Consider the following 23,218-nt stretch of genomic DNA (forward strand, 5'->3'; position numbering starts at 1 on the left):
GCGAGCCGCGGCATATCCTTGCGCCGGCTGCGGCGATCAGTGGCTCGGCGCCAGTTCCTGTTCACGCTCCAGAGAGCGCGTGCGCCTGAGTTCAGGGAAAAAGCGCATCCACAGCAGAGCAACCGCGATGGTCGCCACGCCGCCAACCAGGACAGCCGGCTGCGCGCCCCACCATCCCGCCGTCACACCGGACTCGAATTCGCCCAATTGATTCGACGTCCCGATGAAAAGCGAATTGACCGCGCTGACGCGCCCCAGCATTTCGTCCGGCGTACGCAGTTGCACGAGCGACAGGCGCACTACCACGCTGATGGTGTCCGAGGCGCCCAGCACCATGAGCGCGGCGAGTGAGACGAAGAACTGATGCGATAGACCGAACACGACTGTGGCCGCGCCAAACGCGATCACGCCGCCGAACATCGCCGCGCCGGGTCGGTTGCGCAGCGGGAAATGCGCGAGCCAGATGGTGCCCGCGAGCGCGCCGATGGCCGTACCCGAGCGCAACAGCCCGAGGCCGAGCGGCCCCGTGTGCAGGATATCGCGCGCGAAGACCGGCAGCAGAGCGGTCGCGCCGCCGAACAGCACGGCAAACAGATCGAGCGACAGCGCGCCGAGAATGACCGGCTCCTTGCGAATGAAGGCAATGCCCGAAAAAACCGAGTCGAGCGTGACGGGCGCGCGGTTCGCCGGCCTGGCCCGCAGCGGAATGCCCCACACGGCCGTGGCGGCGGCGGCGAACGACAGCGTGCAGGCGAGATAGGCCGCGCCGGGGCCGATGCCGTAAAGCAGACCGCCCAGCGCCGGACCCGCGATCTGCGCGGTCTGATTCGCGGACGTAGCCCAGGCCGTCGCTTTGGGCAACTGTCCGCGCGGAACGACGCCCGGCAACAGCGAAGCCACCGCGGGCGACTCGAAGGCGCGCGCCGCGCCGACGCATGCGGCCAGCACATAGATGACCGGCGCGCTAATCCAGCCGCCGAACGTGCCGACGGCGAACAGCAATGCTGCGACGCTTTCGAGGCTCTGGCAGATGGCCGCGATCCGCCGGCGGTCGTAACGGTCGGCGACATGGCCGACGACGAGCGTCAGCACGAACATCGGCAGAAATTGCGCGAGGCCGACGAGGCCCAGTGCGAAGGCGCTATGGGTGAGCGCGTAGATGTGCCAGCCCATTGCCACGGCGAGCATCTGGAAGGACAGCGACGAGAGGATGCGGGTGCACCAGAAACGTTGAAATGCAGGCTGCTTCGGCAAACTAACGGATGAGGAACCGGATGGGTCGGCGGGCTCTGGCGGCATGAGTATCTTGGTCTTGATTGGGCTTGCTTGGGCGGCAGCCAGTTTAGAGCAAGATGATCGGTTTTGCTTTACGGCCCTGCGCGGCACGTCTTACCGTGGTTACATGACGTGGCCGATCTAGGAGAATCGGCAGCACGGGCAACGCATTGCGGCGCGGCGGCACTCCGTCTTCAGGCAAGCACGGTCGGGCGCGCCCGGGTAAACCGGGATTCCACGAACAGATAAGAGAGACCTCCGAGCGCCGCCGTCATCAGGACGCCGGTCAGTGCCGCGACCAGATAGGCGAGCCTGACATCTGTGAAGTTGTTTTGCGCGGCCAGCACGATGGCCGGATAAAAGGGCAAATGCCAGATGTACAGGCTATAGCTTGCGCGCCCCATTGCCGCAAGGGGCTTGAATTCCAGCGCACGCACGATCACTGAGCGCTGGGAGGAATGGATGACCCGGTACATCATCAACGCGAGCGAGACCGCCAGTAGGGTATAGCCAAAAGTCTGAAGCCACGCCAGCGTCTTGAATGGGACGTCTGCAAGCGCCAGGGCAAACCAGATCGATATGAAGATCACCGCGCCGAGCACCGCCGCCGCTGCTGACTGCCTGCGGCCAATGCGGGCCGGCACGAGTGCCAGCAGGCAACCTGCCGCGATCGAGTCGATCCGGCAAAGCGTGAATGTATAGATGCCGTTGTCGGATATCCCGGCGAAATGGCATATCACTCTGAAAGCTATCGCGATCAGCAACAGCGCCACCGCCGGGCGAAAGTACGAGCGACAACGGGCGACGAGAATGGGGAAGACAAGGTAGAAGTGCCACTCCACCGCCAGTGTCCAGAAATGCGCCATGGAGAAATGCTGATCGGCAAGCGCGACCCGGTCACCCAGCAGCGACTGCAGACTGGCTGTGAATGTCCATAGCAGATACTCGTTTTTCAATACCTTGCTATGCGGATCGAGCAGTAGCGCAACAAGCGTGAATATCAGCAGGCTCGCGACATAGGCCGGCAGCAACCTGATTGCGCGGCGCCGAATGAATGTCGAGTATGACGTGACCGAGTCGACTGGCCTCTTCAATAACGTGGTGGTGATCAGAAAGCCAGAGATCACGAAAAACACGTCGACGCCGATCCAGCCGGTCGACGCAATACGCACGATGGCGGGCCACGCACCGTCCAGCCCCGCGAGGCGGCTGGAAAAATAGCTCGTGTAATGAAACAGCACGACCAGCAGCATTGAAATGGCCCGAAGTCCATCGAGGCCGGCTACGTAGCGCAAAGAGCTTGCGTCTCGAATGCTGTGTGTTTCCATTCGCGCATTCTACAGATTACAGAAATACGCGGGATTGTAATATTCAGAAACGATCGTACGATTGTGCGTTGCGCAATATCGCTCAGGTCATCGAGCCCGAATCAACGTTTCTCTCATCCCGCCCCCGCGGCCAGACTTCCCTCTGCCCACTGGACCCGAAGTTCTGCACGAACTGCTCGAAACCCTGGATCGGAAGCGGCTCGCAAAAAAAGAAACCTTGATAGGCATGGCATCCTGCTACGGCAAGAAAGTCTCTCTGCGCTTCAGTCTCGACGCCCTCGGCGATCACGCCAAGATCGAAGCTGCGCGCCAGCGCCACAATGGTTCTCGCAATGTCGGCGTCATTAGGGTCTTCCAGAATATCGCGCACGAAAGAGCGGTCAATTTTCAACTGGTCCAATGGCAATCGTTTCAGGTAAGACAACGACGAGTATCCAATCCCGAAGTCATCCAGCGAGAAAGTCACGCCGCGGGCCCGCAGGGCGTCCATTTTTTCGATGATGTCCTCGACGTTTTCAACGAGAACACTTTCGGTCAGTTCCAGCTTCAACCTGTCCGCCCTCGCCCCTTTTCGATTGATGACTGCCAGCACGCTTTCCACGAAGTCCGGTTCGCGAAATTGCCGGGCGCTGACGTTCACTGCGATCGACAGATGCGCCATGGACGGCTGCGTTGCCCACAGCGCGAGTTGCGCACAGGCAGACTCCAGTACGGTTCGCCCAATCTCCAGGATGAGGCCCGTCTCCTCCGCCAGCGGAATGAACTCGCCCGGCGCTATCAGGCCGCACGCAGGATGCTCCCAACGCACGAGCGCCTCGGCACCCGCTATATAGCCGCCGTCCACGACTTGCGCCTGATAGTGGAGAACGAAACGGTTCTCCTCGATCGCGTCGCGCAGCCCTACCTCGAGCTCGGCCCGCTTCAGCACGGTGGTCTGCATTGCGGGATCGAAGAAGCACATGGCGTTGCGGCCACGCTCCTTGGATTTATACATGGCCAGATCGGCCTGTTTGAACAGTTCGTCGGTGGAGGTCTGCTCGCCGTTGAAGACGGTGACGCCGATGCTCGCGGTACTGCGGAACTGAACGCCATTGAGCTGATACGTTCTGCCCAGCACGGCGAGAATCTTTTCGCCTACCGCTTCGGTTTCCGCAGTGGCGGCCGCCTTGTCCAGACTCAGATTGCCGAGCACCACAACGAACTCGTCACCGCCCACCCGCGCGACGGTGTCTCCCTTGTTGACGCTGCTGGACAGCCGATACGCAACATGCCGCAGGAGCAGATCGCCTTTGTCATGTCCGAGCGTATCGTTCAACGTCTTGAAGTGATCGAGATCGATGAACATCAGCGCGCCGCACACGTTGTTCTCGCGGCTCGCCAACATCGACTCTCTCAGGCGGTCCAGGAGCAGCGCGCGATTGGGCAGGCGGGTCAGCGTGTCGTAGAAGGCCAGCTCCCGGATCTTCTCCTCGGACTTCTTGCGCTCGGTGATATCGCGCCCGCTCGTGCGAAAACCGACGAAGTCTCCTCTCGCATTGCTGATCGGAACCCATGACACTGAAAGCCAGAGTAGCGAGCCATCCTTGCGCACGCAACGAAACTCGAGATCGTCGCCGCGAAAGCCCTGAAGCCCTTTCTGAAACTCCGGCGCAACGCGCGCTATGTCGTCCGGATGGATCAGCGTGCGCGCGAAGTTAGGCATGGCCATGCATTCGTCGACTGTGTAGCCTGTGTAATGATCGACGGACGGATTGATCCAGCGCGGTTTCCCGTCCGGTCCCCACCAGATCTCCAGGTTCACCGTGCAGTCGGCAATCGCACGAAACTTTTCTTCGCTTTCGCGCAGCTCCCGCGTCATGGCCGAAGCCAGCCGGATAGCGCGCTCCCGCCCTGTCACCATGAGCCACGTCAGAAGGGCCAGCAACAGGCTCAAGCCAATGCCGGCGCCCGCAATCAGCATCTCGGCGTTGCTCCCTAGCCGGGAGCGAAATTCGTCGGAGGCGTTCATCGACAGTGTCCAGTCGCGCCCGTCCACGACCAGGTATTCGTTGGCCGAAATCAGCGCCGGCGCATGCCGGCTGCTCGCTGCCGAGGTGCGATACAGAAGCGCTGCGTCCGATGGCGCTACGCCGTCGTAGACGGCCAGCGAGACGCCGGCCGGCTGTTCGCCATAGAGGCTCGCCATCACATCGTGCATATGGAACGATGCATAGACCCAACCCGTAATGTGGGCCCGGCGCTGCGCGGCGTTCTCCTGCGTTTCGCCGGCGGCGTAGATCGGCAGGTACATGATGAACCCCGGCCGCCGGTCCGAATCCATGTCGACCGACAGATGCACCGTTCCCGAAAGCGCCGCCATGCCGGAGTCGCGCGCCCGCTCCATGGCGGCGCGCCGCACCGGATCGTTCCACGCGTCGAAGCCGGGCGAACTGCGTGCGAGGCCGACATAGGGCTCGCGCTGAACGACCGGCGCATAGTCCTCGCGCTGCCCCGCGGGCTCGATCGTATAGCCGGCGATGCCTTCCTCGCGCATTCTCGCCACGTGGCTCGCCTTGCGCGCCGCAGGCACCCATTCGACGACGCCGACGGCATGGACGCCGGAAAAATTCGCGTCCAGATTCAGCGCGCCGACATAGCGCCGGAACCTGTCGCGGTCGATCATTCCGTTCGCGGCGAACAGACTCTGCACACCTCGCAACATGAGCTCGTAGGTCGCCATGCGCTGTTCGACGCGGCTAACGGCATCGCCCAGAGTGTAATCAAACTGCGTGCGCAGTTCTTTGCTGGTCGCTTGCCGCTCGTGGTTCCATACCATCCACGTGACGCACAGCGACGCGCTCAACACGAGCAGCGGCAACAGGACGGTGCGCAGCCGGATCACGGCGTCGCCTTGAAGTTCACCATGGCATCGGCCAGTTCCGGCCTGAAGTACTTCTCAAAGATGCGGCGCACCGTCCCGTCCGCGCGCATTTCGTCCACCAACGTCCGCCACTTCCTGCGTTCGGCTTCCGGGAGCGATTTCTTCGACATGATCAGTCCGTGCGGCACGGAGGGATCGTTGAATTCGATGATCGTCGTCACGTCGCGGATCTTCTTCTCTTCCAGCGCGGGATAGTCGAATGGCTCGATAATCATGCCCTGGATATGCCGAAGAATGAGCGCCTGATAGAGCGGTTCGAGTCCCCCTGCCTGGCTTACCCGGTTTTCCGAAGTCAGTTTGTCGACCAGTTCATTGGCGGAATCGCTGTAGCGAAAACTGCGAATCACACCGAGTTGGGCGTGATCATCGCGCTGGAACTCCGCGACGTCATGAATACCCGCGTCTTTGCGCACGAGCAGATAGTATTTGTTGCTGAAGTACCATGCGAACGAAGCATATTGGTTGCGTTCGTCATTCGCGATGCCGGAGAGACTGAAATCGAGCGCGCCCGACTCGATCAGCTTCCAGATACGCGCGCGCGACATCAGATTGACCTTGATCTGACAGCCGCTACGCCGGATCAACTCATCGGCGAAATCCTTGTCGATACCGCTATCGGTATCGAGCGAATAAAGCAGGCCGTGGTCGTGCAATCCGAGCGTGAATGGCCGGGAACAATCCGGCCCCGCCGCAAAAACGTTGCCCACGCAACATGTCGCCAATAACACACCGCCAAGCCAGTTCCGAATCACAGCGCCTCCGTAGCGGAATGTCGCATCATTTAGTTCTTGTCAATCCCCCGGGCCCGACGGTATGTCCTTGCCGCCGTTTCCTCGGGAAATCTGGTCTAGTCGCGCATTTTAGGATGCTTCTCAGCGGCAATGGGTCGTCGATGCGCAACGAGCGTTCAATTTTTGCTTTCGCAAAACCTCTGTACGCTCTAACGGCAACCATTTGTCGTTCTTGAGGACGAGCCGTCGCTTTTTCACGCTCGTGTCCGGCACCGCATTTAGCGAAGCGTCGACAAAATGCGCCCCTTCGCACGAGGTACAGAGACTTCACGCGAGTGGGTGAACGCATTGCCAAACTTCAACGGCAAGGTTGCATGACGCTGCGCCATCTATTGGCGCCGCATGACGGGCCGCAAACGCAAAACCCCGTAAGCACGTGAACTTACGGGGTTTTTGATTAGGCTTCCTGGCACAGAGAGCGGGTTTCGCCGCCAGACAGGCTATTACCCGATCGACGAAAAACAAAATAGCTATTATCTATCAATGATTTATTGACAGCACGCCCCACGCGGGCGTGGGTGATGCCGGTCGGCGAGCGCAACCCACATCGTCGCTTACTCCGGCAACGCGCTCAACCGGAAGAAGCGCAGCACGTCTTCGTCAGGTTGGCCGAACCAGGCTGTGTACATTGTCCGAAAATCCGCTGATGCGAATGTCTCGCTGAGTGTGCGATCAACCAGCAGTCGCAAATCGTCGTCTCCCCGCGGCATGCCGATGGCGACAGGGAGATAGGTGAACTGGCGAGTGAGGACGCTCAACTCCTTCGCCGAGGAACTGCTCTTTGCCCGCGCCAACAGGAGCGCCCGCTCTGCAAAGAACACATTGGCTTTGCGGTCGAGCACCTGTTGCACGCCCGCGTCGACACCCGCGACCGGCCTGACCGTTGCCGTGATATCGAACGACTGGAGCTTTCCTGCCACCCACCGCTCGGTGGGCGAACCCGCCACCACGGCAATGGTTTGTTGTGACAGGACTTGAGCCGGCGAGGCACGCCAGAACGGGCGGTTCGGCGTCTGGTTGCCGCTAAGTATTTCCCTCAGCCCAAGGGACGCGTCCGTTCGAAGAATCGCCCCGACGCCGCCGGGATAGACGGGAATCGAGAACGAAATCTCCTTTCTTGCAGTCAGCGTGTCGGCGTCGCCGCACAGCAAATCGATTCGCCCCTCCTGCACGGCGCGAAAGCGGTCGTTGACCGGCACCGGCACCCACTGCACCGCCAGTGCGGAAAGCCCAAGCGCGCCTTTGACATGGTCGGCGATCTTCTGGCATAGCGCCACGGCGTAGCCGGACGCATGACCCGCTTCGTCCTGATAGGCGAATGGCTGCGCATCACTCACATAGCCAAGATTGATTTTGCCCGACTGTTTGATTCGCGCGAGACTGCCCGCCGACGCATTCGTCACAACCACACCGGCGGCATGCGCCCGATGCGGCGTGAAAGCGGCCGCCATCCCGATCGCGATCACCAGCGCGGCTGTCCCCGCCGCCGCCGCGGCAGCCCGCGCAGCTCCGCGCGTGGCAGAGAAGCGCGGCGCGATAAACCCAAAGATCACGTAACCGATCGCCATCACCAGCATGCCGCCGAGCACGGCGTCCTTGCCCGCCGCATAAAGCGCGTAGACGGAGTAAAGCATGGCCACGACAGTCACAATCGCATTGCGCCGGTATACGGCAGGCTCCGTTCCGGCATTGCGCATCATCACGAACAGCGCCGACAGCGAAACGATATACGGCACCACATTCGTCACCACCGCGAGGTTGACGAGCGCCTCGAATTGTTCACTCAGGTTCGGCGAAATCGTGGACAACGCCATGAGCGACTGGACCGCGCCCATGATGATCATGCCGACGACCGGTGCGCCCATGCGGTTCGCCTTGCCGAACACGGCTGGGAACATGCGGCTGTCGGCCGCGTCTTTTGCCGTCTGCGCGAGCGTGAACTGCCAGCCCAACAGGGAGCCCACACACGCCATTGCCGCGAGCGCCATCACGATGTTACCCACCAGCGGGGTGAACATCCGCGCATACGCGAGACCGAACGGACCGGTCGACTTCGCCAGATCGGCGTTGGGCACGATGCCCTGGATTACGGCTGTGGACAGGATGTATATGACGGCCGCGCCCAGCGTTCCGAACAGGCTGGCCAACGGCACGTCGCGCTTCGGATTCTCCACGGCAGACGAGTTCTGTACCGCCGACTCCATGCCGAGGAACGCCCATAACGTGAGCGAAATGCTCGAACCCATGCCCTCCACGAGCCGCATTCCCTTCGGGTTCCACGAATCCATGAATGTGCCGCCGTGGAACCAGAACCAGCCCCCAATGGAGATGAATCCAACCGGCAGGATGACGCCCCACACGGTTACCGAACCGATCTGCCCGGTCAGTTTCGGACCGCCGAAGTTCGCCACGGTCGTGAGCCACAGCAATCCGATCACGCCCATGCATGTGGCGATCGGAGAGGCCGTCAGGCCGGGAAAGAACGCCGCGAGATAGCCCAGCGCCGAACTCGCGACCGCTACGTTCGCGATGGCGACCGACACAAAGTAAAGGAAGAACACCTGGAAGTAGCCCGACTTGCCGTAGGCGTCCTCCGCGTAGGCAGCCATGCCGCCGGCCCGCTGGTTGAGAATACCCGCCTGTGCGAAGCCATAGGCAATCGCCATCGAACCCACCGCCGTCACCACCCACGACAGCAACGAAATCGCTCCGACTTTGGCCATGTTGGCCGGCAGCATGATGATGCCTGAGCCCATCATGTTAACGGTCACGATGAACGTCAACTGCATGACGTTCATTTTCTTTTTCGCTTCAGCCATGGCACCCACTCCTCAATAGGTTCCGCGCCGACTACTCGCGGACCACATAGGTGTAAAACCGGATCCGTCCGTTTTCTCTTTCCTGGTACACGCCCTGCACCTCGTAGTTAAAGCCCGGGAACCGGTTGAACGATTCCTGAAATGCGAGGAAGTAATCGAGCATGGGCGCAGCACGTTCATCCCAGCGTTCGCCGGGCACCACGACGCCGATTCCGGGCGGGTAGATCAGCGCCAGCGTGGCGGAAATGCGGTTCCTCACACTATCGAGCGGTACGTAATCCACTTCATTGGCGACCAGGGCGTCGTAGGCCTCTTCCGCCGACATCGCAAGCTCCGGGAAACTGGACGCACGAAAGCACAGCCTCTGCAGATTCCTGACGTTCGCTTCGCGGTAGAAGTTGTGCATTTCGTCGCAGACCTGACGCAGCGTATAGCCGGCATAGCGCTCGTGGTGTACGGCATACAGACTCGGCAGAACCTCTGCCAGCGACGCATCGCGGTCCCACAAGCTCTTGAATCTGACCAGTCTCGCAAGCAGCGTATTCAGCTTGCTTTCGTCCTCGGCCGGCGTCATCAGGAAGAGGATGCTGTTGAGATCGCACTTCTCCGGGACCACGCCCTCTTCTCTCAGATAGTTTGCAACTACCGTTGCGGGCACACCAAAGTCGAGATACTCGCCGGTCTTCCTATTGATGCCTGGGGTGAGCAGGGTCAGCTTGTTGGGATCGACCATCGTGTAGCCTTCGGCATACCCTTCGTAGCCGTGCCAGCTCGCGTCGGGGTTGAACGTCCAGCACTGCTGCTCGCGCTTGATGACATCGGTCGGTAGGTCCTCCCACGCGACGTCCGTCAGATCCGCCGTAAACCGGGAATCCTTGACGCTCACCACATCGGGCACGAACGGGTCGAAGAACCATTGCTCCAGTGGCGTATCGCCTGTCGACGCATAGTGACGCGAGAACTCCCGGAATTTCTTGCGAGTCTCGATACCGAGTTCGATGCACCCGTCCCACAGCACTTCACCCGCCTTACCTTCGTGAATCTTCGCGTTGACGTCGATCGACGCAAATAGCGGATAAAACGGAGAGGTGGAAGCGTGAATCAGGAACGATTCATTGAATCGCTTATGCTCGATAAAACGCTTCTGACCACGAATGTGCTCGTCACGTTTATGGATCTGGGAGGCTTGCGAAAAACCCGCGCCTTGTTTGTGGACCGATTGCGTGGAGAAAAGCCCCGGCATGTCCGGCGTCAGACCTTTCAGGCGCATCGGGCTATGATCTTCGAAGAGCGGGTGAAACGCGTTATAGCCGATCCACGCCTCGTCCCACAGCACATACTCGCAGAGGTGCCCGATCTTCTCCATGACTTTGCGCACGTTGTAGATCGTGCCGTCGTAAGTGGCGAGTTGAATACAGGCAAGGCGGAACGGCCTCTCCAACTTGCTGCGCTCCGGGTCTTTCACGAGGGGATTCGCACGAATCTGCTCGCGCAGCCAGCTTTCCCCCCAGGCGTCCCAGTCCACCGCACCGATCATCCCGAATGAATTGCGAGCCGTGGGCAAGAAGATCGGGATGGCACCTGCCTGAACCAGGGCGCCCTGGTGTAGCGATTTGTGGTTGTTGCGATCGAACAGCACCAGGTCGCCGCGTTTGAGCACGGCACCTGTCACGACCTTGTTCGACGTGCTCGTCCCGTTAAGAACAAAATACGTCTGGTCCGCGCCAAATATTGCAGCGGCGTGGCGTTGCGCTTCAGCCGCCGCACCTTCATGAATCAACAGATCGCCAAGGTCCACGTCGGCGTTGCACAAGTCGTTGCGAAAAATGCTCTCGCCGAAATGCTTGAAGAACAGCTGTCCTGCAGGCGACTTTCGATAGAACTGTCCGCCTTGATGCCCCGGGCAATCGAATGCGATATTGGCTTCGGCGTCGTAGGCCACCAGCCCACCGAAAAAAGGCGGAAGAAGGCTCATCCCGTACTTGACCAGGCTTGCTATCACCTGTTTCGCGTAAAAGCCCGGCGACTGTTGCCCGAGATAGATATAACCCGTCACTTCGCCAAGCGCACCCGTCACCGCAAGGTTGGATATGCGGTGCGAGTCCGCAAGCGCCCAAAGCGGGGTTAGAAAACCCTGCGCACGAATCAATAGCGCCATCTTGCGGGCGTGCTCGAGGTTCTCGCCGTCCACCAGTGCGATGTACGCCCCGACCCCCGCATCTTCATGAATGTCGCGAATGAAGTTGTTCCTGACTTCAATCTGAAACCCCTCCGCCGCGATCAGATCGAGCAAGGCCTTGGTCTGTTCGTTGGTGTGATCGACGATCGCGACCACTTTTAACAGCCGATTGAATGGGACCGGAATGACAGGCGCCTTAACGGAGCGAGGAATCATCGCCAGTCTCCATAATTATGTGGGCCACGCCAGTGACGCCGCTCACCGCAGCAGGATCGAAGCACACGTATCGCATGCTCGTATCCGGCTCCGGAACCTCGAAGCAAACTCACACCGAGGAACATCTGAGCATGCCCTTATGGAAGCACAGGCAGCAGGAACCCGTAATCGGACCTTGGTCTTACGGGTATGCCGACACTATCGGATAACTATGCATCGAGTGGAATCGCCATTGCATGACGAGGTCAAACATCATTCCTGCTGTTCGAAGCGGTCATGGATTTCATTCCGCACAACCGCAATTGCCGTGTCTAATTCGAAAAGACATGGCGTCTGGATATTGCGCCGCTCAAGTCGTCAGAAGGCGCGGGCATATAGGACCTTAGGCCGATAGTAATCCGCTGCTTGCGATGGTGTACTGACAATGCGGGCATCTCTCGGGACTCGCATCTGAAAACCAGAATCTGTGCCACCCATCATATTGGAAAAGGAGCGGCCATGACCCAGTGGAGTGCGCGACTCTCTTATGGGATGTGCATGGGGTTCCTCGTTGTGCTGACACTTGGTTCCAGCAGTGCGCCTGCCCAGACTCCCAATCCTTCGAACGATGCCGCCGGACAAGCCCAAGCGCAGCAGCCGACATTCAAGCCGGAGGAGATCGAGGCGCTAGTCGCACCGATCGCACTCTATCCGGACTCCGTCCTGTCACAGGTATTGATGGCCTCGACCTATCCGCTGGAGATCGTGCATGCCGCGCGTTGGGTCAAGGCCAATCCAAAGCTCAAGGGTGATGAGGCCGTGAAGGCCGTGCAGGATCAGCCGTGGGACGTCAGTGTGAAATCGCTCGTTGCGTTTCCGCAAGTGCTCGAACCGATGAACGACAAGCTCGACTGGACACAGAAGCTCGGCGATGCGTTTCTTGCGCAGGAAAAGGACGTTCTCGATGCAGTGCAGCGGCTACGTGCGCGAGCGCAGAAATCGGGCAACCTCAAGTCCAATGAGCAACAGAAAGTGATGACGGAACCGGCCCCGGCTGGCGGCCAAACCACGCAGACCATCGTGCGTATCGAACCGGCGAATCCCGAGGTGATCTACGTGCCGGCCTACAACCCGACAGTCGTGTACGGCACCTGGGCGGCTCCGGCCTATCCTCCGTATTACTGGCCACCTGCTCCGGCTTACTATCCCGGCGCCGCGCTTGCCACCGGCTTCGCCTGGGGCGTGGGCCTCGCGGCTGCCGGCGCAATCTTCGGCAACTGCAACTGGGGCGGCGGAGACGTCAATATCAATGTCAACAAGGCCGCCAATATCGATCGCAACTTCGACCGCAGCAAGGCTCAGGGCGGCAAGTGGCAGCATGATGCGGGCCATCGCCAGGGCGTCGCCTATCGCGACAACGCGTCCCGTGAGAAGTACGGGAAGAACGTCTCGGGTGCCGACGCGCGCGGCGACTTCCGCGGCCGTACCGGAGGCGCGGCTGACCGCACCGCCGGATCCGACAGGGCGGGCGCGGGCAACCGCGCAGGAGGCGCGAACAACGCCGGCGGCGGTAACCGCGGCGGTGGGACGAATAATGCCGGCGCGGGTAATCGCGGCGGCGTAGCGAACAATGCCGGTGGGGGCAACCGTGGCGGCGCAGCGAATAATGCCGGCGCGGGTAACCGCAGCGGTGGAGCGAACAATGCGGGCGTGGGTGACCATCGCGGTGGGGCAAATAATGCCGGCGTCAGCAACCGCGCCGGCGGGGCGAATGTTGGCGGCTCGATCAATCGTGCGGACGTTTCCGACCGGGCCAGTGCGGGAGGCGGTCGGGCCGCCACCGGCGGCGCAGGCGGCGGTCGAGACAACGCCTTCCAGGGTGTGGGCGGTGGCGGCGCCTCGCAGCAAGACTTCAACCGGGGGCGCGCAAGTGCGCAGTCTTCGAGCTTTAGTCGACAGGGTGGCGGAGCGCGGGCTGGCGGTGGCGGTGGCGGACGTGGCAGGCGCTAAGGAGACAAAAGCATGAAGTCACCACTACGATTCCTCGCGGCCCGGCTTGGCGCAATCGGCAGCGCAGTTATCGTTGCGCTGACACTATGCCTAGCGGCACCTCAGGCGGCATACGCGCAGAAGGACTTCAAATCCGCTGAAGATGCAATGACTGCATTTGGCGATGCGATTGCCAACGACGACGAAGCGGCCTTGAAGTCGTTGCTTGGCAATGACTTTCGGGAGCTCATTCCTCCTGTGGGCGCCGAGTTGCGAACCCGCTTCCTGACAGCCTGGAAAACGTCACATGCGATTCAGGCATCGGGCAGCGAACGTGCAGACATCAAGGTAGGCAATGACGGCTGGACCCTGCCCATTCCTCTCGTGAAATCGCCGCAGGGCTGGCATTTCGACACGCACGCCGGCGTGGAGGAAATGCGCTTGCGCCGCATTGGCCGAAACGAGCTTGCCGTCATTCAGACCATGCTGGCGATCTACGATGCGCAACGCGAATACGCCAGCACGGACCATGACGGCAGTGGCGTGCTTGTTTACGCCAGGAAACTATCGAGTTCGCCCGGCAAGCGCGACGGCCTGTACTGGCCTACTGGCCCCGACGAAAAACCGAGCCCTCTTGGCGAAGCCTTTATCACGGCCGGCACGCGCAACCCATCGCAAGCGGGCTACTACGGCTATCACTACAAGCTGCTGACCTCGCAAGGCCCTCACGCCCCGGGCGGAGCGTATGACTATGTTGTGAACGGTAAGCTTTTCGGCGGTTTTGCCGTGATCGCCTGGCCCGTTCGTTACGGAGAAACCGGCATCAAGAGCTTCATGGTCAGTCACGACGGGCAAGTCTACGAACGAGACCTTGGACCTGATAGCGCGGCCAAGGCCGCCGCAACCAAGTCGTTCGATCCCGCTCCCGGATGGACCAAGGAGCAACCTTGATACGCATTCTGCTCGCCGCCGGGTGCTGCGCCCTCATCAGCCTGTCGGCCTGCACGTATTACGCAGTACCGGTCGCCGGAACAGTGGTGACGACGCCTGCGAATTACGATCGATCATTTGCCGCTGCCGCAGGGGCAATGCGCGACGAGGGACTGGCGCTCACCGTCGAGGATCCGGCCAACGGCATCGTCGTCGGGAGACTCGGCGGCAGCACCGTCACGACTCGCGTGCAACGGCAGTCCGACGGTAGTGTGCAGGTGCGCTTCGACTCTAGCGATACGCACGATCAGACGCTGTTGCCACGCATCTCGCGCAGCTACGATCGTCGTATGGGACGCTGACCCGGGGTCGATGCAACGAGATGCGAGAGAGAGCGCCCTAACCCGCGGCTATCGCAGCGTGGCGCGAGGCTGATCATGCGTTGTGGCGCTTGGACTGCATCAGTTACGGAGAAGCGCGAAGACTTACCTTCGTTAGAAGCATTACCCGCCCGCGTGACGGGCGAGGAAGTCCGACATGGCCTGGAACCGTCGATACAGCCTGATCAGCCACGTCAGGTCGTCGCTATGGATCGTACCCATTCTCGCCGTGATGGCCGCGATCGCTCTTAACAGGGCCATCGACAGAATCGGCTACTGGATGTCTCAACGCAGCGGCTTCGATCTGCAACACGGACTGCTTGCCGTGAGCGTCGAGGAAGCTCACGCAATACTCGATCGCATCTTTACGTTAAACCTCTCCTGCCTGGTGTTTACATTCGGCTCCCTGCTCGTTGCCATCCAGGTTGCGGGTGGCCAATATACTCCGCGCATCATTGCGACTACGCTACTGCGCGAAAACGTGATCCGGTGGATCGTTGGGCTCTTCGTCTTTTCCTTGCTCTGGACTCATCGGACCATGGCAGAACTTGGACAACCCTCGGCGGTCCCTCAGTTGCAAGTGTCCATTGCAACGGTGATTGGGCTCGGCTCACTCGTCGCATTCATCGTGCTGATCGACTATTCCGCAAGACTGCTGCGGCCCGTCAGTCTCGTGGGTCGTGTCGCCGAGCAGGGGTTTGCGGTCATCGAGGTCATCTACCCTCACCCCGCGTCGGAAGAATCGGCTCGCCGGCGCTTCACTACTGAACTGGCATGGACGTCACGCTCGCGCGCATCCGGGACCAACGGCCGGGCGGAGCCGGGCACGCCGGGGGCGCCCGATCGCATCGTGTATCACACCGGCGGATCCGGGGTGGTGCTGGCGGTCAACCTGCGCGGACTTTCTCGCGAGGCGCAGCGAGCCGGCTGCATCATCGAATTCGCCGCGCAGGTCGGTGATTTTCTCGCCACGGACGAACCGCTCTTCTATTTGACCGGCAGCAGCGATACGATCAGCGACCGCCTGTTGCAAAACCTGGTCGCGCTCGGCTCCGAACGCACGATGGAGCAGGATCCCATGTTCTCGTTCCGCATTGAAGTCGATATTGCCTTGAAGGCCCTATCGCCAGCCATCAACGATCCGACCACCGCGGTGCTCGCCATCGACCAGTTGCATCGGCTGCTTCGCCTGGTCGGGCAACGGTCCCTTGCCAACAGCACACTCAGCGACGACAGTGGACGGCCGCGCGTCATTTTTCGCACGCCTGACTGGGAAGACTTCGTTCATGTCACCTTTCGGGAAATACGGCATTACGGTGCGGGCAGTCTGCAGATCGAGCGGCGCCTGCGGGCCATGATCGTCAACCTGACGAACACGCTGCCTGAGTTCCGCCACCCGGCGTTGCTCCGGGAGCTTGAATTGCTCGACGCCACCATCGTGCGCCATCATCACTTCGCGGCCGACATTGAACTCGCCCGCGTCGCCGACCCGCAGGGGCTCGGCGGGGCCCTGGACGTGAACGCGCAGAACGGCGGCGCGGGCGAAACGAAATCATCCACTGCCACGCGGGGAAAAAGAGCATCCTGGCAGGGACATTGGCGAACGCATCCGAGTACTTTGCGTTCGTCACGAAAGCACAGGAAATCCTGACCGTCATGGCGATGATTGCCGGGTATAGGGGCTCCGATCGAAACGGTTGCCAGTTCGAGCATCCCTTCCCTAGCGATCCCTGTCCTCCCAGTCCACCCACTCTACCGGATGGCTCGCGAGGTAGCTGCTGACGGCGGAACCGGTTGTCGGAAAGAACGCCGTTTCGCCAAGCCGTGCAAAGAGCCCGAATCGCTTTAGCTTGTCTTTGACGGGGTCCTTCAACTCGGCGAGACACAACTCAATGCCCGCCGCGTGCAATGTCTCATCCAGATCGGCCAGCATATCGGCGGAAGTGACATCTACGCTCGTAACAGGTTCCGCCGCCACCACCAGCCAGCGCACCGGCGTAGGCGATGTCGCCACCGCATCCAGCACCCGGTCACAGAACAACTCGGCGTTTGCGAAGAATAAGGGCGCGTCCCAACGAAACAGGACTAGCCCGGGAATGCGATGAGCGTCGCGATAGCGCGTAATGTCGTGGTAGCCCTTCAGACCATCGACACGCCCCAGAATCGCCGAATACGGCCGCCACGCATCCCACAGGAACTCGATGACGGCAATCACGATAGCGAGGCCAATGCCCTGAATCGCACCCAGCAGAAACACGCCGACGGTACATACGATGGATAGCCAGAACTCCCAGCGCTGGATGCGATAAATGCGCCGCAGGTCGGCGGCTTCGATCAGGCCAAGCGCCGATGCGATCACCACCGCAGCCAGCGCGCTGGTGGGCAAATTCCGCAGCATGTCGGGCGCCACCATCAGCAGCAAGGCAACCGCGAGCGCGCCGACCACGGCGGTCAACTGGGTCTTCGCACCGGCGGCCTCCGCCACGGGAGTGCGTGACGAGCTACTGCTGATCGGAAAGCCCTGAAACAGGCCGGCGGCGAGGTTGGCGACGCCGAGTCCCACCATCTCCTGATTCGGATCGACATAGACACCCGTGCGCGCCGAATAGACACGCGAAAGCACGCTAGTGTCGGCAAAAGACACCAGGGCAACGGCGCAGCCGCCGATCAGGACGGGCACCATGTCCGCGGTGGCGATCCATGGAATGGAGAACGCAGGCAAGCCCTGCGGCAGCGAGCCGAGAACCGCAACACCTGCGCGTGCCGCAAGGTCGAGCGCACCAGCTATAACAGTGGCTCCCACCACGGCGATCAGGACGCCCGGGATCCGCCTGCTGCCCTTGAGCAGCAGGATGACGGCCAGTGTGCCTGCACCGACCATGAATGTGGTCCAGTTAGTCTGACCGTCCATCACTGCGATGACAAGGGCTCGCACGTTTCGCAACGGCCCTTCGCTCGGAATCGAGCAACCGAACACTTTGGGTAACTGGCTGATCAGGACCGTCAGCGCGATGCCATTCATGTACCCGTAGCGGATCGGCTTCGACAGGAGTTCGGTGATGAAACCCATGCGCGCCAGACCGGCCAGGATGCACACCGTCCCCGACACGATCGCCATCATGCCCGCCAGTGCTACTGCGCGAATTGGGTCGCCCGCCGATAGGGGCACGACGACGGCCAGAATGACTGCGGCCAGCGACGAATCCGGCCCCAGCACCAGAATCCGACTGGGTCCGAATAACGCGTAAGCAAGCAGCGCAATGATAGAAGCGTAGAGGCCGTGGATTCCGGGTAAGCCCGACGCAACCGCATAGGCGATGCCCACCGGCACCAGCATCGTGGTCAGCACCAGCCCAGCTGCAATGTCGTGAGGTAACCACACGATCTGGTAGGTCCGAAGCGTACGGATGCCGGGCAGCCAGCGCAACACGCCGGCCTGATCGGCGGCCTTCGCCCGGGGCCCAATCCGGCCCGGTTCCGGCGTGGGAGTTGAAAAATCCGGCTTGTTCATTGGATCGTGGACGCCTGGTGGACAGCACACCGTTCCACCACGGCGACCAGGCCTCGGGCGGCGGCTTCTGCTATTCGCCTTGAATCCATCACACGCTCCTGAACTCCAATGCGGAGCAACTACCGCTCTCGCGCATTTCCGCTTGCCTCTCGATTTTCCACGAGGGCTCGGGAAGCGAGAAACCGCCGCACCCTACGCGCGTGAACGCTTCATCATGAGGTCAGAACCCGACAGCTGTGCTCGGTGACCGACGTCTGAAAGATACGCCTCACTCCGACCGGTCTTTCATGACCTGCACATTGATTTTCCGATTGTTCCAGAACATGTCGTGAACTCTGGGCTGCAGGCGACGCAACACCTCCGGACTCGTACCTTCGAAGCTGACCACCACCGCCGGCCGCGAGCCTTCCCCTGGAACGTGGGCGATACTGTCGAAAGGCGGAAAACCGTACTTCACAAGAAACGCCTTGATGTCATCTTCGCTGACATGCTCGTCGATATTGCCAATAAATAAATCAGCCATAACGCTCTCCTATTCACTGTCCATGATGCTTGAGCCGCCGTCAACGTGAAGGGTCTGCCCCGAAAGACGACATGCAAGCGGTATCGCGTTTCACATGTGCAGCCCACGTTCATCGTGCCCACGAGTTCCTCAACGGGCGCACACTGCGTTTCATTGCGCAGCACGTCATAGCGCTCCTGCCACTTGCGGCGGCGCACTTCGCCCTGTCTTCCATTCGTCGATCGTGTCGGCAACCGAGATGCCACGTTGGAGGTAGCCCACCAGGTTCTCAACACCCGCCGCACGCAGAATATCCCGCACCTCCGCATGAGCGGAGACCAGCCGCAACGTTATTCCGGCCGTCTTCAGCGCTTCATGCAGCTTGGCCAACATGCGCGCACCCGCGAGGTCAACAGCGGGAGAAGTCGACAGATCGCAGATAACCAGTTTGAGCGATCCGTCGCCAGTCCGGATCTTGTCCCATACGGCAGCGCGCACATGCTCGACATTGAAGTAGAGCAGCGACGCCTCGACGCGGAATACCAGTACGCCTGGCGCCGCTTCGTTGTCCGGGTGGCGTTCGGCGTCGGAGTAGATCCGGGTGCCAGGAATCTTGCCCAGAAATGCCACGTGTGGATGTGCGGCGCGCCTTATAAGCAATAGCATTGAAACCAGCACTGCCACGATCACGCCTTTCAGGATGCCTAGCAGAAGCACGGCGGCGAACGCTACCATCGAGACGAAAAATTCAAACCGGCTTACCCGCCAAACGTGACGCATCTCGTCGATATCGACCAGCCCTTTCACCGCAACCAGCACGATCGCGGCCAGAACCACACTTGGCAGATTTTTCAGCATTCCGGTCAGGAACAACAGACACAGCCCGATAGTCACGGAAGCGAAGACCAACGCGAGCGGTGTCTTGGCGCCGGCCTTGTCGTTGACCGATGACTGCGACAAACCACCCGCGACTGGATAGGCCTGAAACAGTCCCGCTGCCAGATTGGCCGCGCCGAGTCCGAGTAGCTCCTGGTGTGGATTGATCTCGTAACCGTTCGCCTGGGCCAGCGCCCGCGCGGCAGAAACACTTTCGACGTACGACAGCAGCATGCACGCGAACGCTAACGAAATCGCACCGTCCACATCGCGGACGCGCAGGCCAGGCCAGCGAAACTCGGGTAGACCTTGCGGCAACGCGCCGACAGTCTTGAAGCCAAGGCCAATCAGCGGTGTCACAGATAACACAATGATCGAGATCACCACCACGAACAATGCGACTGGTCGACCGGGCAGGAACTTCTCCCCCAGTAGCAGCACGACGATCGCCGCAACACCAAATCCGAGCACGGCGAGATTGGTACTGGGAAGTTGACCGGCGAGCGTGACGACGCGATCGAAAAATTGCTCGCCACCGCCCTTCACCCCAAACAACTTTGGTAGCTGAGTCAAAGCAATAGTCAAGGCGGCGCCCGCCTTGAACCCGAGCAGGATCGTCTCGCTAATGAAATTGACCAGCGAACTCAGCCGCAGAATCCACCCCACGAAGCACATTGCGGCGACCAGCAGCGCAGTCAAGGCGGCAATGGCGGCGAATCGTGCCGGATCCCCTCCAGCCATCTCCGAGACTGTCACACCGACCAGCATCGAAATCGCCGAAGTCGGGCCAATCGCGAGCTGGCGGGAAGACCCGAACAACGCATAGGCGAGTCCCCCAACCAGATAACAATAGATGCCGTACTCTGGTGGCAATCCAGCGAGCGTGGCATAGGCGAGCGACACGGGAATCGCGTAGGCCGCCAGGGTGGCTCCTGCAATGGCATCGTGCGTGAGCCACTTCGGCTGATAAGACAATAGCCACGTTAGGGGAGGAAACATGGCCCGCCATCCCGAAGGCACAACTCGCGTTACATCGCTAACAGGACGAGGATCCTCGGTCATACGGTCGTCTCCTCTCCTCAAGGCTGTTCCAGTGTTCTGTCGGCGTGAAGACGACACCTTCGGTCTGCACCGACGTGCACGTCCCCGCACTATTCTGTGAGCGTAATGCCCAATCATGAAGAGGGGCATCGGACCTTGGTCCTAGATTCGATTCATCCAGATCCCGCAGGTCAACGGTTCACAGAATCAGCACGACTGAAAAACACCGACCACTTCATGAATACGGTTGGCTTTTGCATAAAGAATATCTCCAGCGAGGAAGCCGGGAATTCCAGGCTCAAGCGCGCCGGAAACTTTGAATCTCTGCACCGGCGTCTGTTCAGCAATAAGACCAAAGTCTGATTCCCCTATTTTTCCGCTGTGACATCATGCATTCAGGAAAGAACTGGAAATCGTCACAACGGGTAACGCATTTGCTGAGCATTCACCTCGGAACCGAAACGGAGGACGATAATGAACCGAAGGAACTTTGTATTGAATACCGCAGCAGCCACTGCCGCCGCGGGCCTCGCGTTCGCGGGCTGCACCACCACAGGAGGCAGCGGCAAGAGTCCCGAAACGGACGCGTCGAAGCGTCAGGCGCTCGACGCGAGCGTCGACGGAACGATGTCGCGGCTTTACGCAACAGTGGGGGGAGCACGCGAACTCGCATCCAAGGCGCAAGGCATCCTCACTTTCCCGGCAGTCAAGAAAGTGGCCTTTATCGCGGGTGCCGAGTATGGTGAAGGCGCATTGCGCGTAGGCGGCGCGACGGTCGGCTATTACAGCACGACGGCTGCTTCTTTCGGCTTCCAGGCCGGCGCCGAATCAACCGCGGTCATCTTCCTCTTTATGACGAAGGACTCGCTCGCCAAATTCACCAGCTCGGCCGGTTGGTCGGTCGGCGGCGACGTGGCGGTCTCCTTGCTAAAGGTGGGTGCGAACGGGTCCATCGACACGACATCCGCATCCGCCCAGGTTGTCGCCATAGTCCTGACCAATACCGGCCTGATGGCGGATGCGTCGCTCGCTGGAACCAAAGTGACCAAGCTCAACCTCTGAAACCGAGGTGTAGCCAAACCCGCGTCCCGGAGACTGCCTGACCAGCAGTCGTAACCGGACGCCTCGCAAAACTATCCGCTCAAAGCGGCTCGAAGCGGGTTGCTGCAGTGCCCTCTTTCCATGAGTTCACCGCATAGTCTGACACTCACTGTTTCCGTATCTTCCACGGCCCAGCACCTTCTTTGCAAACGACAGGCGTCCAAGTCTGCGTCTGTCCTTTCGCAATGGCGACAAGCGTCGCCGTTCTGCATGTTTTGGCACCGTCTTTCACCGTATCGCGTGGCGTGACGGTCCCGTGAATCGACACCGAGTTGCCGGTGCCACTGTTGCTCCAGTTCAGCGACTCTCCATCCTTATTGCGCTCCAGCGCAATTTGCGCCGCGTCGTTGAGCGCCTTTCTGTCTGCGTCCTTCATATAGCTAACCGGTGTGTCTTTCAAAAAATTCAAATTGGCGGCGAAGGCGACGCCTGTTCCGGCAACGAGGACGACACTCGTCAAACACCGTATGAGGCTGCGCGCGGAAAGCAAGGATTGAGCTGGCATTGAAGCACCTATAAGGTAGATGAATTCTGAAACGGGCGGCACCCGGCGATCGCCTCACATCCACCGACATTGCACCGTGATCGTTAGCATGTCTGCTCTATGGCTGAATCATCGTGCCAACTGCCGCCGCAATATCACGACTCACCACAGCAAGCGCCCGGTCATAGGCCGTGGTCATCGCCTCAAAACCTGCGCCGGACACTGGCTCGCGAACAATAGATCGCCCTGAACGAACAGGCTGCTTCCCCGGAGCACGGATGGTCCATTGCACGTCCACAATGACGTCCTGGCCGGGTTCCGCGTCGAAACGCATGACATCCAGTCTCACGTACCATGTGGCCAGCGGATCGGTCGTACCCGCGAACACCGTCACCTGCTGTGAATTCAGCAGCGTACCCAGATCCGCCGCAACGACCCGCGCGATATTGCCTTTCAGAGGCTGCGCCCATCGCGCGAATTCGTTGATGGCGACTTCGTTGCCGGCCGCCCGGGTCACGATTTGCGGACGGTCCACCAGATCCGGCACGGTAACCGGCCCTACCGCCAGAGGGATCGCGTGAGGCGTCGCCAATGTCGCGAGAGTCGCATCCGGGCTCAGCGTGTAGAACCTGGCGGGTGACGACTTGCATCCCCCCAGCCCCGCGGCGACCAGTCCAACCACGAGGCATGACACGATATAGCGGATCGAATGCGCGGCGCAGCGGTGCAAAACAGCGCTGAATGACGCGGCAAACGGCGCCACGCCTGCGCCAGGCGCATTCCCACGCCTTCCTTGAATCTGTCGACGAACTCCCCCGCCGTTTGGTCCCGCGATGAATACGACAGGAAGACGGCATCCGCTCATTGGCGTGCCGTTTCCGTGCCGAGCCACGTGCC

Annotated in this window: 16 protein-coding genes; 5 read left to right on the forward strand and 11 right to left on the reverse strand. The window is 60.7% G+C overall.

Translation table 11 applies throughout. The features are described 5' to 3' along the window. Window positions 1–36: 36 nt before the first annotated feature. From P0D68_RS14530 to speC, 6 genes are all read right to left on the reverse strand, one after another. Window positions 37–1,299, reverse strand: a complete 1,263-nt coding sequence (locus P0D68_RS14530) for an MFS transporter (RefSeq protein WP_091795401.1) — start codon at window positions 1,297–1,299, stop codon at window positions 37–39. A 170-nt stretch (window positions 1,300–1,469) separates the two neighbouring features. Further along, complete coding sequence (locus P0D68_RS14535) at window positions 1,470–2,603, reverse strand: acyltransferase family protein (protein WP_408296712.1); 1,134 nt, start codon at window positions 2,601–2,603, stop codon at window positions 1,470–1,472. 82 nt (window positions 2,604–2,685) lie between these two features. Next, window positions 2,686–5,484, reverse strand: a complete 2,799-nt coding sequence (locus tag P0D68_RS14540) for a bifunctional diguanylate cyclase/phosphodiesterase (protein WP_408296709.1) — start codon at window positions 5,482–5,484, stop codon at window positions 2,686–2,688. Next, window positions 5,481–6,275, reverse strand: a complete 795-nt coding sequence (locus tag P0D68_RS14545) for a substrate-binding periplasmic protein (RefSeq protein WP_408185251.1) — start codon at window positions 6,273–6,275, stop codon at window positions 5,481–5,483. The genes P0D68_RS14540 and P0D68_RS14545 overlap by 4 nt, the downstream gene beginning before the upstream one ends. Before the next feature lie 593 nt (window positions 6,276–6,868). After that, entirely contained in the window at window positions 6,869–9,133 is a 2,265-nt protein-coding gene (gene potE, locus P0D68_RS14550; protein ID WP_408296706.1) for a putrescine-ornithine antiporter, read from the reverse strand. A 31-nt stretch (window positions 9,134–9,164) separates the two neighbouring features. Next, on the reverse strand, window positions 9,165–11,528 hold the full coding sequence (speC, locus tag P0D68_RS14555; RefSeq protein ID WP_408296703.1) for an ornithine decarboxylase: 2,364 nt from the start codon (window positions 11,526–11,528) through the stop codon (window positions 9,165–9,167). A 498-nt stretch (window positions 11,529–12,026) separates the two neighbouring features. On the opposite strand from speC, the gene P0D68_RS14560 reads away from it, so the two are divergent. The 4 genes from P0D68_RS14560 (at window position 12,027) to P0D68_RS14575 (ending at window position 16,457) form a co-directional block, all read left to right on the forward strand. Beyond that, window positions 12,027–13,517: a DUF3300 domain-containing protein gene (locus P0D68_RS14560; protein ID WP_408296700.1), complete on the forward strand. Its 1,491-nt coding sequence runs from the start codon at window positions 12,027–12,029 to the stop codon at window positions 13,515–13,517. A 12-nt stretch (window positions 13,518–13,529) separates the two neighbouring features. Further along, on the forward strand, window positions 13,530–14,447 hold the full coding sequence (locus P0D68_RS14565) for a DUF2950 domain-containing protein (RefSeq protein WP_091795419.1): 918 nt from the start codon (window positions 13,530–13,532) through the stop codon (window positions 14,445–14,447). Beyond that, window positions 14,444–14,788, forward strand: a complete 345-nt coding sequence (locus P0D68_RS14570; protein ID WP_408296697.1) for a hypothetical protein — start codon at window positions 14,444–14,446, stop codon at window positions 14,786–14,788. The genes P0D68_RS14565 and P0D68_RS14570 overlap by 4 nt, the downstream gene beginning before the upstream one ends. A 175-nt stretch (window positions 14,789–14,963) precedes the next feature. Continuing rightward, window positions 14,964–16,457: a DUF2254 domain-containing protein gene (locus P0D68_RS14575; RefSeq protein WP_408296694.1), complete on the forward strand. Its 1,494-nt coding sequence runs from the start codon at window positions 14,964–14,966 to the stop codon at window positions 16,455–16,457. 69 nt (window positions 16,458–16,526) lie between these two features. Here the strand turns inward: P0D68_RS14575 and P0D68_RS14580 are convergent, their stop codons facing one another. The 3 genes from P0D68_RS14580 to P0D68_RS14590 all read right to left on the reverse strand — a co-directional run bounded on the left by P0D68_RS14580 (window position 16,527) and on the right by P0D68_RS14590 (window position 20,757). After that, entirely contained in the window at window positions 16,527–18,317 is a 1,791-nt protein-coding gene (locus P0D68_RS14580) for a SulP family inorganic anion transporter (RefSeq protein WP_408296691.1), read from the reverse strand. A gap of 268 nt (window positions 18,318–18,585) precedes the next feature. Beyond that, on the reverse strand, window positions 18,586–18,840 hold the full coding sequence (locus P0D68_RS14585) for an RNA recognition motif domain-containing protein (protein ID WP_091795429.1): 255 nt from the start codon (window positions 18,838–18,840) through the stop codon (window positions 18,586–18,588). 165 nt (window positions 18,841–19,005) lie between these two features. Beyond that, a complete protein-coding gene (locus tag P0D68_RS14590) occupies window positions 19,006–20,757 on the reverse strand; it encodes a SulP family inorganic anion transporter (RefSeq protein WP_408296688.1) in 1,752 nt (583 codons plus the stop codon). Between the two features lie 453 nt (window positions 20,758–21,210). Between P0D68_RS14590 and P0D68_RS14595 the strand changes: the two genes are divergently transcribed. Continuing rightward, window positions 21,211–21,798, forward strand: coding sequence for a BPSL1445 family SYLF domain-containing lipoprotein (locus P0D68_RS14595; RefSeq protein ID WP_091795433.1), 588 nt, complete (start codon window positions 21,211–21,213; stop codon window positions 21,796–21,798). Window positions 21,799–21,943: 145 nt separating this feature from the next. Here the strand turns inward: P0D68_RS14595 and P0D68_RS14600 are convergent, their stop codons facing one another. Together P0D68_RS14600 and P0D68_RS14605 are read right to left on the reverse strand one after the other, a co-directional pair. Further along, on the reverse strand, window positions 21,944–22,342 hold the full coding sequence (locus tag P0D68_RS14600) for a hypothetical protein (protein ID WP_408296685.1): 399 nt from the start codon (window positions 22,340–22,342) through the stop codon (window positions 21,944–21,946). Between the two features lie 97 nt (window positions 22,343–22,439). Then, window positions 22,440–23,084, reverse strand: coding sequence for a PqiC family protein (locus tag P0D68_RS14605; protein WP_286161958.1), 645 nt, complete (start codon window positions 23,082–23,084; stop codon window positions 22,440–22,442). Window positions 23,085–23,218 lie beyond the last annotated feature (134 nt).

The sequence above is a fragment of the Paraburkholderia sp. RL17-380-BIE-A genome (assembly GCF_046028085.1).
GTDB lineage: Bacteria > Pseudomonadota > Gammaproteobacteria > Burkholderiales > Burkholderiaceae > Paraburkholderia.

Bases quoted from the DNA above. Each gene is read 5' to 3' on its own strand.
- P0D68_RS14530 (WP_091795401.1), bottom strand. From the start codon at position 1,299: ATGCCGCCAGAGCCCGCCGACCCATCCGGTTCCTCATCCGTTAGTTTG.
- P0D68_RS14535 (WP_408296712.1), bottom strand. From the start codon at position 2,603: ATGGAAACACACAGCATTCGAGACGCAAGCTCTTTGCGCTACGTAGCC.
- potE (WP_408296706.1), bottom strand. From the start codon at position 9,133: ATGGCTGAAGCGAAAAAGAAAATGAACGTCATGCAGTTGACGTTCATC.
- speC (WP_408296703.1), bottom strand. From the start codon at position 11,528: ATGATTCCTCGCTCCGTTAAGGCGCCTGTCATTCCGGTCCCATTCAAT.
- P0D68_RS14560 (WP_408296700.1), top strand. From the start codon at position 12,027: ATGACCCAGTGGAGTGCGCGACTCTCTTATGGGATGTGCATGGGGTTC.
- P0D68_RS14565 (WP_091795419.1), top strand. From the start codon at position 13,530: ATGAAGTCACCACTACGATTCCTCGCGGCCCGGCTTGGCGCAATCGGC.
- P0D68_RS14575 (WP_408296694.1), top strand. From the start codon at position 14,964: ATGGCCTGGAACCGTCGATACAGCCTGATCAGCCACGTCAGGTCGTCG.
- P0D68_RS14580 (WP_408296691.1), bottom strand. From the start codon at position 18,317: ATGAACAAGCCGGATTTTTCAACTCCCACGCCGGAACCGGGCCGGATT.
- P0D68_RS14585 (WP_091795429.1), bottom strand. From the start codon at position 18,840: ATGGCTGATTTATTTATTGGCAATATCGACGAGCATGTCAGCGAAGAT.
- P0D68_RS14590 (WP_408296688.1), bottom strand. From the start codon at position 20,757: ATGACCGAGGATCCTCGTCCTGTTAGCGATGTAACGCGAGTTGTGCCT.
- P0D68_RS14595 (WP_091795433.1), top strand. From the start codon at position 21,211: ATGAACCGAAGGAACTTTGTATTGAATACCGCAGCAGCCACTGCCGCC.
- P0D68_RS14600 (WP_408296685.1), bottom strand. From the start codon at position 22,342: ATGCCAGCTCAATCCTTGCTTTCCGCGCGCAGCCTCATACGGTGTTTG.